Here is a 14,171-nt window from a genome sequence, read left to right as displayed (position 1 = left end):
AATTACGTATGTCAATCGTTTTTATTATTTGTAGAGTTAATTATGATAAAATAAATTATTAAAGAGGAGGTAGTAAATCATGATGAATAGAACATCGTTAGTTGATGTAGCAGTTGAAAATTTAAAAGAATATATAACTGAACATCAATTTAAAAATGGAGATAAACTGCCTTCAGAGAAAATGCTAATCGAGCAACTTGGTGTTAGTAGAACTGTAGTGAGAGAAGCAATTAGTCGATTGCAACAAAGTGGGCTTATACAAGTTAAGTCAGGAAGTGGAATGTTCATTACTGACAAAAACAACCATTTATCTATGCTATTTGAATCTCATATGAAAGTACATGGCTTCAAAATAAAAGAATTATTAGAAGTCCGTAAAATATTAGAGTTAGGTGCGATACGATTAATTATCGAGAATAAAATTCCAATCGATGCAACGAAACTAAGAAATATAAACGAAATTTACTATAATGCACTTGAGCAATCTCAAAAATTAGCTCAATATGATTCTGCCTTTCATGAAACGATTATTTTATTTACTGACAACCAGACTTTAATTACGATGAGTAAAGTAATTAAAGAGTACTTCGATAAAAATCAGTTTAATCAAATTGTTGATAAAGAGGATATTGAAAAGTCTTATAAAGAGCATGGTGAAATTATACAAGCGATAGAATCAAGAGATTTATCTTTAGCACATGCAATTATTAATAGGCATCTGTCTCGAGTTATTGAATGGATAGAAGAATTGGAGCAAAAATGATGAGTAAATTAAATAAAATAGAAGTTCAAAGTTTAAAATCTCAAGTCTTACAAGAAATTAAGCAATATATTTTAGATAAAGGTTTAACTGAAGGAGATCGATTGCCAACAGAAAGGGCATTTACAGAAATGTATGGCGTAAGTCGATCAGTTGTGAGAGAAGCTTTGAGTTATCTTGAACATACAGGTGTAACAGAAACAGTACAAGGAAGAGGAACTTTAATTAAAGCACCAGATGTTTCGAGTTTAGTAGAAGGTTTCTTGTTTAGCTTTCAAGTCGCTAATGGTTCAAAACAAGATTTACTTTCCTTAAGAATTATATTTGAATGTGCTGCTATCGAAGAGATTGTTAAATTAGATAAAGATATAAGTCAGATGAAAGCTATCGTTAAAGAAGAAGTAAAAAATCATTATGAAAACGATAAAGCATTCCATCAATCTATCTTGCATTCAACAGGCAATATATTATTTGAACAACTGAGCTCAGTTATACAATCGTATTTCTATCATATTGAAGAAGAAGGGCAAGATATAGACTATATCAAAACGAGTGAAACACATAAACAAATTGTAGACGCCATCTCAAATAAAGATGTTAAATTGGCGAAAGAGTTGATGACACAACATTTGTCAAAATAGGAGGATACTATGAAAATTGCAATAGATATTGGAGGCACTTTTATAAAAGCTGGAGTTATTGATTCAGAACAAAATTTATATAGCTATCAAAAAGTAAAGACCCCAAATAATAAAGATAGAGGCATTGTTAAAGAGGTTATAAGAATTATCGAAACTTATAAACAAGAGTTCAACTTAAATAATCCTGATGTTGGTATATCTACTGCTGGTGTTGTAGATTCAAAAAAAGGGGAAATCACATATGCTGGCCCGACAATTCCGTACTATAATGGTACTAATTTTAAAAAAGCATTAACAGATATCGCTGGAAATGTTGAGATTAACAATGATGTTTCCAGTGCATTATTAGGTGAGTTAATTGATTACAATACTGATGTCAAATCTATATTTTTATTAACGATAGGTACAGGAATTGGTGGAGCGTATTACGAGGATAAATTATTAGAAGGTAAACAATATAGAGCATGTGAGATCGGGTATTTATTATATGATAAAAATACGGGTAAGACATATGAAGATAGAGGATCAACTACAGCATTGAAAACTTCCATTCAAGAACAATATAAGGAAGTTATTACTGTTGAAAAATTATTTAATAAAGCACACGCAAATGATGAAAAAGCTATGAAAATATTAAAAGAATGGGCGAATCACGTTGCGGAAGGTATTGCTCAAATTCAAATCATGTTTGATCCTGAACTAATTTTAATTGGTGGGGGAATATCTAAACAAGAAGAAAGACTAATTGGATTAATTGAACCGTTTATAGACGATTATCTTCCTGAAAATTATGGTCATGCAATTATTGAAACAACATCTAAAGGTAATGATTCAGCATTGTATGGAGCAGTCTCAACATTTTACAACTAATCGTTAACCTATATTTAAATGAAGTTAACAATGTGGTATAATATCGATATCTAATATTAGGAGTGAAGAAATTGAAGACTAAAGATATCGTTATGATAGCAATGTTTACAGCATTTATTTCAGTATTGGCATTTATACCACCAATACCACTACCATTTATGCCAGTTCCTATTGTATTACAAAATATTGGTATTATTTTGGCAGGTTGTTTACTTGGATATAAAAGAGGTACAACAAGTGTTGTTATATTCTTATTACTTGTTGCTACAGGTCTACCATTGTTATCTGGTGGAAGAGGTGGTTTAGGTGTATTCTTCGGACCATCTGCCGGATATTTATTTGGTTACCCAGTTGTTGCATTTTTAATTGGCTTATTTATAGATTTTAAGTGGAAGAAGTTAACATTTGCATATGCATTAACAGTTAATATTATTATCGGGGTAATATTACTAAACTTAATTGGTGGATTTTTCATGGGTGAATTTATGAACATATCAATTTCAAAAAGATACATATTAGCAGCTACATTTCTTCCTGGAGATATTGTTAAAGCAATACTAGCAACTATGTTATTATTTAGTTTAAAGAACATACCGGAAATTAAAAGGTTAAGAAATAATTAACGAGGTGAAATAACATGGTTTCATTTATAGATATAGTAACAGATGGAGATGTATTGAATGAAACAGATCGATATATCCAATATCATACTTTAGATAAGCATATTCAATATGATTCAAATAAAATAGTATACAAACTCATGCCTGATTTGGAAACATTCAAAAAAGATGAACAGATGTTAAAAAAATTACATGATCAACATGAACAACCGTTTCTAAAATTTGTCTTCCCTGAAAATCATAAGATAGATGATTCTTTAGGAGCGTATTTAAAAGAAACAGGTTATGAATATAGTTGGATCGAATTATATATTAATACTGATAAGCAATTTATAAGTAAAAATCATAATGATATTGATGTTGTAACAACTAATGAAGATAATCTTGTTGATTTTTTAAATCTTTCTTATGAGTATGATAAAAAATACGGTACAGATTATGCAAATTTAAAAATTGAAGTCAGTAAAGAACAATTAAATAAAGATAATCCTGTTCAAGTATTAGCATATTATAAAGGTAAACCAGCTGGTACATTACTTATTTGGAATCATGAAACTTATGTAGAGTTAGATAGCTTTGCTGTAAGAGAATCCTATAGAAAGTTAGGTATAGGTACAAAGATGCAAGCTTTTGTTGCAGACTTTGCTAAAGAAAAGCCAATTATATTAGTGGCGGATGGTGAAGATACTGCTAAAGATATGTACGTCAAACAAGGTTATATATATAGTGGTTATCAATATGAAGCGCTTAAAGAATATGAATAAAGATTAGAGGCTCGGACACATGAATTGTCCGAGCCTCTAATCTTTATATTGGGAGTAGATGACAGATTAAAATATGCTTATATCAAGCTTTTTCAATCTTGATTATCTGTAATGATTCTCTCTGAATGACTATAAACATTAAAGCTATCGTCTCTAATAAAACCTACTGCTGTTATATTTAAGTCCTCTGCTAAGTTAATTGCTAAATTAGTAGGAGCTGATTTTGATAAAATAATACCTACACCAATTTTTGCTGCTTTAATTAATATTTCCGAGGAAATACGACCACTAAATATAAGTACTTTATTACGTATAGGAATATCATGTTCTATACAATAACCGAATAACTTATCAAGAGCATTATGTCTACCGATATCAGAACGGTGTTCATAAAAATAATGTCCATCACTTATAGCTGCATTGTGCAATCCACCCGTTTCTTTAAATATCTTGCTTTCTGTATGTAGCTTATCCATCATGTTTATAATTTGTTCAGGACTAATGGTTAAGTTTGATTGAGATACTTTAGCAGTTACGGCATCGTTATTAAAATAAAACGCTCTACTTTTACCACAACAAGAGGAAATCATTCGTTGTGTATACTTTTTATTATCAGGATTGATTTCTTTAGTTAGTTCTACGTGGGCAAAGCCTTTAGAATCATCTATTAAGATCTGTTTAATTTCATCTTTTTTTATGATGACACCTTCTGATGCAATAAATCCAATAACGAGTTCTTTTAAATTATTTGGTGAACAAATAATAGTAGCAAACTCTTCGCCATTAATCATGATTGTGAGAGGGAATTCACTTACGTAACAATCTGTTGTATCTATAAATTTATTGTTTTTAAATTTTAAAATTGGTTGATTATAAGTCATATTATTTTTCATATATATTCCCCATTTATATATTTCTCGATAAGTTAATATTACTTATAAATGGTTGATAGTTAAAGAAAAAGAACTTTTAGCAAATTTTTATAAAATAACAAAGTAAGGGAGTGTCCTTAAAAATCAATGAGAAATGCCTATTTATAAAAATTAAGATAGATTTTAAGGAGTATTTGTGAAAAAATATACACAAGGGTTTCATAAACATATTGAAAGGTGTAAATTAAGTTTATATATTCTTTACTATAGAGAGGAACAAAATAATGAAAAGATTATTAATGTTAGTAATAGCTTTACTATTAGTATTAGCTGGCTGTAACACAGAGTCTAATCAAGATAAAGTTAAAAAGGAATCTGAAAGTAAGACATTAACTGTGTCAGCTGCAGCAAGTTTAACTGATGTAACGAAAGCACTGGAAAAAGAATTTAACAAAAAACATCCTAATACAAATATCAAATTCAACTATGGTGGTTCAGGTAGTTTACGTAAACAAGTAGAAGCTGGAGCAGATGTAGACGTCATGATGTCTGCTAATACTTCAGATATTGATAAACTACAAGATGAAAATAAAGTTTCTAAAGTTTATGATTATGCTAAAAACAAACTCATTATCATAAAATATAAGAATTCTACTGTTAAAGAATTAAGAGACGTTAGCTCACCAGATAAAGTAGCTATCGGAGAAGCGAAAAGCGTACCAGCAGGTCGTTATGCGATAGATTATATGAAAAAAGAAGATTTATATGAAGGTATGACAAGTACTTTTGTATTTGCAAAAGATGTAAAACAAGTATTGAATTACGTCCAAAAAGAAAATGCTGAAGCTGGATTTGTATATGCTACTGATATGTATAAAGGAAAAGATAAAAAAGTAGATAATGTAGTTAAGTTAGCAGATGCACCATTAGATGAACCAATTATATATAGAGCAGGACTTGTTACAGATAAGAAAGAAGCAAAAGCATGGTTTGAATTTTTAAAATCTAAAGAAGCAAAAGAAATATTTAAAGCATATCACTTTGAAGGTTAGGGGATAAGACTATGCCAGATTTAACGCCATTATGGATATCGATAAAAGTAACATTAATAAGTACAATCATCGTATGTATCTTAGGTATAATTCTGGCTAAATTGATGTTCAACTATAAAGGTAAATTAAAGCCAATTATTGAAAGTGTAATTATGCTACCAATTGTCTTACCTCCAACTGTTATGGGATTTGTATTATTAATTGTATTCTCTAAAAATAAGATTTTTGGACAGTTTTTAGATGATGTATTTCATATTAATGTCATTTTTACATGGGTTGGTGCTGTAATTGCAGCAGTGATCGTAAGTTTACCTTTAATGTATCAACATGTTATAAATGGCTTTCAATCAATTAACCCGAAAATGCTCAACTCAGCAAGAACAATGGGAGCGAGTGAAGGTAAAATATTTAGAACAATTATCTTACCTTTATCAAAACGGTCTATCTTCTCAGGAATTGTAATGAGCTTTGCTAGAGGATTAGGAGAATTTGGTGCAACACTTATGGTGGCAGGTTACATACCAGGATTAACCAACACACTTCCTTTAGAAATATATTTCTTAGTACAAGCTGGTGAAGAACATAAAGCTTGGTTATGGGTTATTGTACTCATAGCATTTGCGGTATGCGTAATCAGTTCACTCAATTTATTAAATCAAAAGAGTCATAAGTGGGAGTAGGTATTTATGATTAAAATTTTTATAAAAAAGCTAATTAAAAATAGAACAATCACATTAAATATCCAATCTACAGAACCTAAAATTTATGCCATAGTAGGGAAATCAGGTATAGGTAAATCTACGTTATTAAATATTATTGCTGGTTTAGAAGAAGCGGAAGAATATAATATTGAAATTCAAAAAGAAAAATTAAGCTACCAACAACATCTTATAAAAGTTCAAGATAGAAAAATTGGATATTTATTTCAAGATTATCAACTATTTCCCCATATGACCGTACAAGAAAATATACATTATATGAAGTCGCCAAATAAAGAAACAGAGCAGTTAATCAATCATTTACGTATAGCAAATTGCTTAAACCAATATCCATCAACGTTGTCAGGTGGAGAATCACAAAGAGTTGCATTATGTAGAGTGCTCAGCGTAAAGCCAAACTTACTTTTATTAGACGAGCCATTTTCAAGTTTAGATGATGAAACTAAAGAAGAAGGCATGGAACTTATAAAATATATATTTAAAACATGGCAAATTCCAATTATACTTGTATCTCATTCAAAAAAAGAAGTTCAAACACTAGCAGACGAAGTAATTGAAATAAAATAGTATAGATCAGTATATATCTAATTAAGCAAATCCCCCAATCCGAAACGATATTTCGGGTTGGGGATTTTTATTTTTGAATATAAATAGTGTTCCTAAGACTGCGCTAACTAGCAGAATTCTGAATAGTGTTCCTTAGAAAGATCCAACTGGCAGAATTCTGAATAATGCTCCTTAGGAAGTTCTAACTGGCAGAATTCCGAATAGTGCTCCTTAGAAAGATCTAACTGGCAGAATTCTGAATAATGCTCCTTAGGAAGTTCTAACTGGCAGAATTCCGAATAGTGCTCCTTAGACTGAGCTAACTGGCAAAATTCTGAATAATGCTCCTTAGAAAGTTCTAACTGGCAGAATTCCGAATAGTGCTCCTTAGCGACAGTACCTCTTACGGACAATACTCGTAATTATGTCCTTAACGACACCTCTTACGGACATTACTTAGAATTATGTCCCTAACACTACCTCTTACGGACAATACTCGTAATTATGTCCCTAACACTACCTCTTACGGACATTACTCAGAATTATGTCCCTTACAGCACCTCTTACGCACATTTCTCAGAATTATGTCCCTAACAACACCTCTTACGGACATTACTCGGAATTATGTCTCTAACACTACCTCTTACGGACATTACTCGTAATTATGTCCCTAACGAGACCTCTTACGGACATTACTCAGAATTATGTCCCTCTTTACAAAATGTCATAACTAACACAATAGGGATTTCGTAACAATGTATAGGTAATCCCCTAATATAAAAAGTTTGTGAAAAAAATTACAATTTAAGTAGTTTATAAAGGGCAAATATTAGGAGGTACTATCTATGTCTAAGTTAGGTTTGAAATTCTTTAAGCCAACAGAGAAATTTAATGGTAACTGGTCGATTTTAGAAGAGAAAAGTAGAGAATGGGAAAAGATGTATAGAGAGCGTTGGAGTCATGACAAAGTGGTCAGAACTACTCATGGTGTTAACTGTACGGGTTCGTGTTCATGGAAAGTTTTTGTGAAAAATGGTGTTATAACTTGGGAAAACCAACAGATTGATTATCCATCTTGTGGACCTGATATGCCAGAGTTCGAACCTAGGGGATGTCCTCGTGGTGCTTCTTTTTCATGGTATGAATATAGTCCATTACGTGTGAAATTTCCTTATGTTAGGGGAAAACTATGGAAATTATGGAAAGCTGCTTTAAGTGAATATGGTGATCCTGTCGTTGCTTGGTCATCTATTGTAGAAGATGAAACTAAAGCTGAAATGTATAAAAGTGCTAGAGGTAAAGGTGGACACGTAAGAGTTAATTGGAGAGATGTCACACAACTTATTGCTGCACAACTTATATATACTATTAAAAAGTTTGGGCCAGATAGAATTGCTGGATTTACACCTATACCTGCAATGTCTATGATTAGCTATGCCTCTGGTGCACGTTTCATTTCTTTATTGGGTGGAGAAATGTTGAGCTTTTATGATTGGTATGCAGATTTACCTCCAGCCTCTCCACAAATTTGGGGTGAACAGACAGATGTACCTGAATCAAGTGATTGGTATAACGCTGGATATATTATTATGTGGGGTTCAAATGTTCCTTTAACAAGAACACCTGATGCGCATTTTATGACTGAAGTACGTTATAAAGGTACGAAAGTTGTTTCAGTAGCACCAGATTATGCGGAAAATGTGAAATTTGCTGATAATTGGTTAGCACCAAATCCTGGTACTGATGCAGCATTGGCTCAAGCTATGACGCACGTAATACTTCAAGAATATTACGAAGATAATAAAGAAGAAATGTTTATAAATTATTCTAAACAATATACAGATATGCCATTTGTTATTCAATTAGAAAAACATGGTGATGGTTATAAAGCAGGTAGATTTTTAAGATCAAGTGATATTGGTATGGAAACAGAACATGCTGAATGGAAACCTGTTGTTTATGATGAAAATACAGAGAAACTTGTGATACCTAATGGAACTATGGGTCAACGTTATGAAGAAGGTGCTAAGTGGAATCTAAATTTAGAAAATGAAGATGGCACATTTATTGATCCAGCTCTAACGTTAAAAGATTATAATTCAAAAATTATGACTGTACAATTCCCATATTTTGATAACTCAGGAAATGGTATTTTTGAAAGACCTATTTTAGCTAAAGAAATTGAAAATCAACATGGAGAAAAAGTTTATATAGCGACTATATATGATTTAATGACAAGTCAATATGGTATCAAAAGGTTTGATCATCCACTTGAAGCGTCAAGTTATGAAGATGAAAATTCAATGTATTCTCCTAAATGGCAAGAAAAAATAACAGGAGTTAAATCATCAGTAGTTACACAAGTTGCTAGAGAATTTGCTCAAAATGCAATTGATACTAATGGACGCTCGATGATTATTATGGGTGCTGGAATAAATCATTGGTTTAACTCTGATACAATATACCGTTCGATTTTAAATCTTGTGATGTTATGCGGATGTCAAGGAGTAAACGGCGGCGGATGGGCACACTATGTTGGCCAAGAAAAATGTAGACCTATTGAAGGTTGGTCAACGATTGCTTTTGCAAAAGACTGGCAAGGTCCTCCTAGATTACAGAATGCAACCAGCTGGTTCTATTTTGCTACTGATCAATGGAAATATGAAGAATCAGGTGTAGATAAATTACAATCACCTTTATCTAACGAACTCAAACATCAACATCCTGCTGATTACAATGTATTGGCTGCAAGATTAGGGTGGTTGCCTTCATATCCACAATTTGATTGTAATAGTTTATTGTTTGGTGAAGAAGCAAAAGAATCAGGAGATTATTCAAACGAAACAATCATTAAAAATGCTGTAGATTCAGTGAAAAATAAAAAGACTAAGTTTGCTATAGAAGATCCAGATGCTAAACAAAATCATCCTAAGACATTATTCGTTTGGCGCTCAAATTTAATTTCAAGTTCTGCTAAGGGACAAGAATATTTTATGAAACATTTATTAGGAGCTAAATCAGGTTTGTTAGCAAATCCTAATGAAATAGAAAAGCCAGAAGAAATTATTTGGAGAGAAGAAACAAACGGTAAGTTAGACTTATTAGTCGCTATAGACTTCAGAATGACGTCTACACCTTTATATGCAGATATCGTTTTACCTGCTGCAACATGGTATGAAAAGCATGATATTTCATCAACAGATATGCATCCATTTATTCATCCATTTAATCCAGCAGTAGATCCATTATGGGAATCTAAGACGGATTGGGATATCTTTAAAACATTGTCTAAATCCGTTTCAGAATTATCTAAGACGCATATGAAAGGCACATTTAAAGATGTTGTTACAACACCTTTAGCACACGATTCTAAACAAGAGATTTCAACGCCATACGGTATTGTAAAAGACTGGTCAAAAGGTGAAATAGAATCGATACCAGGCAAAACGATGCCAGGATTTGCAGTAGTAGAAAGAGACTATACAGCAATTTATGATAAGTACGTTTCAGTGGGACCATTATTAGAAAAAGGAAAAATAGGTGCTCATGGCGTAAGCTTTTCAGTTAAAGAACAATATGATGAATTAAAAATTATGTTAGATACGTGGGAAGATGACACAGTTAAGAATGGTTTACCAAGAATGGATACAGCAAGAAAAGTAGCAGATGTTATATTAAACGTTTCATCAGCTTCGAATGGTAAAGTATCGCAAAAATCATATGATGACTTGGAAGAACAAACTGGTATGCCTTTAAAAGATATTTCAGCAGAACGAGCTTCTGAAAAAATCACATTCCAAAATATTACGGCTCAACCAAGAGAAGTTATACCAACAGCAGTCTTTCCGGGGTCTAATAAACTAGGCAGAAGATATTCTCCTTTTACAACTAATATTGAACGATATGTACCATTTAGAACATTAACTGGTAGACAAAGTTACTATATTGATCACGAAGTATTTTTACAGTTTGGTGAGAACTTACCAGTTTATAAACCGACATTACCGCCAATGGTATTCGGAACGAAAGACAAACAAATAAAAGGTGGCGTGGATACACTTGTATTAAGATACTTAACACCTCACGGGAAGTGGAATATACATTCAACTTATCAAGATAACTTGCATATGTTGACATTATTTAGAGGTGGTCCAACAGTTTGGATTTCTAAAGAAGACGCAATAGCAAATGACATTAATGATAATGATTGGCTTGAAGTATATAACAGAAATGGTGTTGTAACAGCAAGAGCAGTTGTATCACATAGAATGCCTAGAGGAACAATGTTTATGTATCATGCACAAGACAAACATATTGAAACACCAGGTTCAGAAATAACTGATACTCGTGGTGGATCACATAATGCACCAACCCGCATACATTTAAAACCAACGCAATTAGTCGGTGGTTACGCTCAAATTAGTTACGGTTTTAATTACTATGGTCCTATCGGTAACCAAAGAGATGTATATGTTGCAGTTAGAAAAATGAAGGAGGTAGATTGGCTTGAAGATTAAAGCTCAAGTAGCTATGGTTATGAATTTAGATAAATGTATAGGGTGTCATACATGTAGTGTAACGTGTAAAAGTACATGGACGAACAGACCTGGTGCTGAATATATTTGGTTTAATAATGTTGAAACGAAACCGGGAATAGGTTATCCAAAAAGATGGGAAGACCAAGAAACATATAAAGGCGGTTGGACGCTTAATAAAAAAGGGAAATTAGAATTAAAATCAGGTAGCAAATTGTCTAAAATGGCACTTGGTAAAATATTTTATAACCCAGATATGCCAGAAATGAAAGATTATTACGAACCTTGGACATACAATTATAATCATTTAACAACAGCTAAAGAAAGTAAACATTCACCAGTTGCAAAAGCAGAATCAGTTATTTCAGGTAAAAAATTAGATATTAAATGGGGTCCTAACTGGGAAGATGATTTAGCAGGTGGACATGTAACTGGCCCTACTGATCCTAACATTCAAAAAATAGAAGAAGAAATTAAATTTAATTTTGATCAAACTTTTATGATGTATTTACCTAGATTATGTGAACACTGTTTAAATCCGAGTTGTGTTGCATCATGTCCTTCAGGCGCAATGTATAAAAGAGATGAAGATGGAATTGTATTGGTAGACCAAGATGCATGTCGAGGTTGGAGACATTGTATGACAGGCTGTCCATATAAAAAAGTGTATTTTAATTGGAAGACAAATAAAGCTGAAAAATGTACATTCTGTTTCCCTAGAGTTGAAGCTGGCTTACCAACTGTATGTTCTGAAACTTGTACTGGACGTATGCGTTATTTAGGTGTGCTACTTTATGATGCAGATAAAGTTCAAGAAGCGGCTTCAGCTGAGAATGAACAAGATTTATATCAAAACCAACTTGATTTATTTTTAGATCCATATGATGAAGATATTATACAACAAGCTGAAAAAGATGGCATATCTCAAGATTGGATTGAAGCGGCTCAAAATTCACCAGTATATAAATTAGCTATTGAATATAAATTAGCGTTTCCTTTACATCCAGAATATAGAACGTTGCCAATGGTTTGGTATTGCCCACCATTAAGTCCTATTATGAATTACTTTGAAGGTAAAGATTCTATTAGAAATCCAGATATGATCTTCCCTGCAATTGAAGAAATGAGATTGCCAGTTCAGTATTTAGCTAATATGTTAACTGCTGGAGATACGAAAACAGTTAAAAATGCATTGCAAAAAATGGCAATGATGCGTAGCTATATGAGAGCTAAATCAAGTGGTAAAGAATTCGATACTTCTAGATTAAGTCGTGTTGGCCTATCAGAAAGACAAACGAATGATATGTATCGATTGCTTGCTATTGCGAAACATGAAGACCGTTTCGTAGTTCCGACTTCTCATAAAGAGGGATACATGGATACGTATAGAGCGCAAGGAAATCAAGGGTATGGAGACGAAATGTTCGGTTCTAATTGTGATGGTTGTGGTGTTCAGAGCTTACCAGAAAATAAATCTGGACAAGAGATTTATAACGAAAACTTCTATGGAGGGATTTTCCGTGATTAATTTAAATGCCTTATATCAATTAAAAGAAAGCTTTGGATTCTTCAGTAATCAATTAACTTATCCAGAAAAATTAGATTTCCATCCTAAAGCATTTGAAAAAGCATTTAATGAACAACATCCAGGATATGAAGAAGTTCAACAATATTGGACAAACATGCACGATATATCGTTAGATGATATTCAAGAAGTGTATACAAGAACTTTTGATTTTGAAAAGAAGACAACTTTATATATGACATATAATAAATTAACTGAACAAAAAGAAAGAGGTCAGATGTTAGCGAGATTGAAAGTTTTGTATGAAATGTTTGGCTTAGAAATGCCTAAAAGTGAACTGTCAGACTTTTTGCCTCTTATGCTGGAGTTTTTATATGCTGCAGAATGGAGAGGTGACAGTAGAGCACAAGAAAGTTTAACACTTGTAGTGATGGTAATAGAGGATGGTACTTTTGAATTATTAAAAGCATTAGGAGAACAAAATAGTCCATATTTCCACCTTATAAAAGCATTACGAGAAACTTTAAAATCATGTGTGGTAGAACAAGAGAAGGTGACAAATTGTGATTAATCAATTTATATGGGTTATATTTCCTTATTTATGTGTTGCGATATTTATTGTAGGTCATATCTTTAGGTTTAAATATGATCAATTTTCTTGGACAGCAAAATCAAGTGAATTTATAGAGAAAAAACATTTAATGTGGGGAAGTATTCTGTTTCATCTAGGTATCATTCCTGTCATTTGTGGTCATATTGTTGGATTGGGTATACCTGCTGAATGGTTAAATGCTATTGGTGTAAGTGACCATATGTATCATATTGGTGCAGTATATATCGGAAGTTTATTCGGAATTGCAACTTTAATTGGAATGTTTCTGTTAACTTCTAGAAGAATAACAAAAGATAATGTAAGAAGGTTAAGCTCAGCATCAGATATTATTGTAAATATATTATTGTTAGTAATCGTAATTATGGGATGTGTTGCAACACTATGGACAAATGCAACAACGCCTGAATTTGATTACAGACAAACGATATCAGTGTGGTTTAGAGGATTATTAATTTTTAATCCTGATGCTTCATTAATGACAAATGTACCGTTGACATTTAAAGCGCATATTATTTTAGGTTTATTAATTACAAGTATTTGGCCATTCACTAGATTGGTACATGTTTGGAGTGTGCCTTTAAACTACTTTAGTAGAAGCTATATCATTTACAGAAAACATAAAACGAATTAAAATATACTTAAAATGGATAGAGG

Annotated in this window: 13 protein-coding genes; 12 read left to right on the top strand and 1 reads right to left on the bottom strand. The window is 32.2% G+C overall.

What is annotated here, in order from left to right; genetic code table 11:
* Positions 1–79: 79 nt before the first annotated feature.
* The 5 genes from LQ609_RS05915 to LQ609_RS05895 all read left to right on the top strand — a co-directional run bounded on the left by LQ609_RS05915 (position 80) and on the right by LQ609_RS05895 (position 3,655).
* The gene (locus tag LQ609_RS05915; protein WP_218702852.1) at positions 80–763 is read left to right on the top strand and encodes a FadR/GntR family transcriptional regulator; all 684 of its coding nucleotides are present in this window, start codon (positions 80–82) and stop codon (positions 761–763) included.
* Positions 736–1,401 carry a FadR/GntR family transcriptional regulator gene (locus LQ609_RS05910; RefSeq protein ID WP_239710564.1) on the top strand — a complete coding sequence of 222 codons (666 nt, stop codon included), beginning with the start codon at positions 736–738 and terminating at the stop codon, positions 1,399–1,401. Before LQ609_RS05915 ends, LQ609_RS05910 begins: the two co-directional genes overlap by 28 nt.
* Positions 1,402–1,410: 9 nt before the next feature.
* Entirely contained in the window at positions 1,411–2,271 is an 861-nt protein-coding gene (locus tag LQ609_RS05905; RefSeq protein ID WP_115337166.1) for an ROK family protein, read from the top strand.
* A 71-nt stretch (positions 2,272–2,342) separates the two neighbouring features.
* Positions 2,343–2,894 (top strand): biotin transporter BioY, encoded by a 552-nt coding sequence (locus tag LQ609_RS05900; RefSeq protein ID WP_078356998.1) that lies wholly within the window; start codon positions 2,343–2,345, stop codon positions 2,892–2,894.
* 14 nt (positions 2,895–2,908) lie between these two features.
* Positions 2,909–3,655 (top strand): GNAT family N-acetyltransferase, encoded by a 747-nt coding sequence (locus LQ609_RS05895; protein WP_078356997.1) that lies wholly within the window; start codon positions 2,909–2,911, stop codon positions 3,653–3,655.
* A 92-nt stretch (positions 3,656–3,747) separates the two neighbouring features.
* On the opposite strand, the gene fdhD is transcribed toward LQ609_RS05895, so the two are convergent.
* Positions 3,748–4,548, bottom strand: coding sequence for a formate dehydrogenase accessory sulfurtransferase FdhD (gene fdhD / locus LQ609_RS05890; RefSeq protein ID WP_239734439.1), 801 nt, complete (start codon positions 4,546–4,548; stop codon positions 3,748–3,750).
* 263 nt (positions 4,549–4,811) lie between these two features.
* Between fdhD and modA the strand changes: the two genes are divergently transcribed.
* The 7 genes from modA (at position 4,812) to narI (ending at position 14,148) form a co-directional block, all read left to right on the top strand.
* Entirely contained in the window at positions 4,812–5,579 is a 768-nt protein-coding gene (gene modA / locus LQ609_RS05885) for a molybdate ABC transporter substrate-binding protein (protein ID WP_239734438.1), read from the top strand.
* A gap of 11 nt (positions 5,580–5,590) precedes the next feature.
* On the top strand, positions 5,591–6,259 hold the full coding sequence (gene modB / locus LQ609_RS05880; RefSeq protein WP_078356994.1) for a molybdate ABC transporter permease subunit: 669 nt from the start codon (positions 5,591–5,593) through the stop codon (positions 6,257–6,259).
* Between the two features lie 6 nt (positions 6,260–6,265).
* On the top strand, positions 6,266–6,865 hold the full coding sequence (locus LQ609_RS05875) for an ATP-binding cassette domain-containing protein (RefSeq protein ID WP_078356993.1): 600 nt from the start codon (positions 6,266–6,268) through the stop codon (positions 6,863–6,865).
* 824 nt (positions 6,866–7,689) lie between these two features.
* Complete coding sequence (locus LQ609_RS05870; RefSeq protein WP_239734437.1) at positions 7,690–11,361, top strand: nitrate reductase subunit alpha; 3,672 nt, start codon at positions 7,690–7,692, stop codon at positions 11,359–11,361.
* Positions 11,351–12,907 carry a nitrate reductase subunit beta gene (gene narH, locus LQ609_RS05865; RefSeq protein ID WP_239734436.1) on the top strand — a complete coding sequence of 519 codons (1,557 nt, stop codon included), beginning with the start codon at positions 11,351–11,353 and terminating at the stop codon, positions 12,905–12,907. Before LQ609_RS05870 ends, narH begins: the two co-directional genes overlap by 11 nt.
* A complete protein-coding gene (gene narJ, locus LQ609_RS05860) occupies positions 12,900–13,475 on the top strand; it encodes a nitrate reductase molybdenum cofactor assembly chaperone (protein WP_078356990.1) in 576 nt (191 codons plus the stop codon). Before narH ends, narJ begins: the two co-directional genes overlap by 8 nt.
* Entirely contained in the window at positions 13,468–14,148 is a 681-nt protein-coding gene (gene narI, locus LQ609_RS05855; RefSeq protein ID WP_239734435.1) for a respiratory nitrate reductase subunit gamma, read from the top strand. The genes narJ and narI overlap by 8 nt, the downstream gene beginning before the upstream one ends.
* Positions 14,149–14,171: the final 23 nt, after the last annotated feature.

Source organism: Mammaliicoccus sp. G-M28 (genome assembly GCF_022386595.1).
GTDB lineage: Bacteria > Bacillota > Bacilli > Staphylococcales > Staphylococcaceae > Mammaliicoccus > Mammaliicoccus fleurettii.
Note: the sequence above shows the minus strand (reverse complement) of the source record. Positions and strands in the feature narration are given on the sequence as shown.

Bases quoted from the DNA above. Each gene is read 5' to 3' on its own strand.
- LQ609_RS05905 (WP_115337166.1), top strand. From the start codon at position 1,411: ATGAAAATTGCAATAGATATTGGAGGCACTTTTATAAAAGCTGGAGTT.
- LQ609_RS05915 (WP_218702852.1), top strand. From the start codon at position 80: ATGATGAATAGAACATCGTTAGTTGATGTAGCAGTTGAAAATTTAAAA.
- LQ609_RS05875 (WP_078356993.1), top strand. From the start codon at position 6,266: ATGATTAAAATTTTTATAAAAAAGCTAATTAAAAATAGAACAATCACA.
- fdhD (WP_239734439.1), bottom strand. From the start codon at position 4,548: ATGAAAAATAATATGACTTATAATCAACCAATTTTAAAATTTAAAAAC.
- LQ609_RS05910 (WP_239710564.1), top strand. From the start codon at position 736: ATGGATAGAAGAATTGGAGCAAAAATGATGAGTAAATTAAATAAAATA.
- modB (WP_078356994.1), top strand. From the start codon at position 5,591: ATGCCAGATTTAACGCCATTATGGATATCGATAAAAGTAACATTAATA.
- modA (WP_239734438.1), top strand. From the start codon at position 4,812: ATGAAAAGATTATTAATGTTAGTAATAGCTTTACTATTAGTATTAGCT.
- LQ609_RS05895 (WP_078356997.1), top strand. From the start codon at position 2,909: ATGGTTTCATTTATAGATATAGTAACAGATGGAGATGTATTGAATGAA.
- LQ609_RS05870 (WP_239734437.1), top strand. From the start codon at position 7,690: ATGTCTAAGTTAGGTTTGAAATTCTTTAAGCCAACAGAGAAATTTAAT.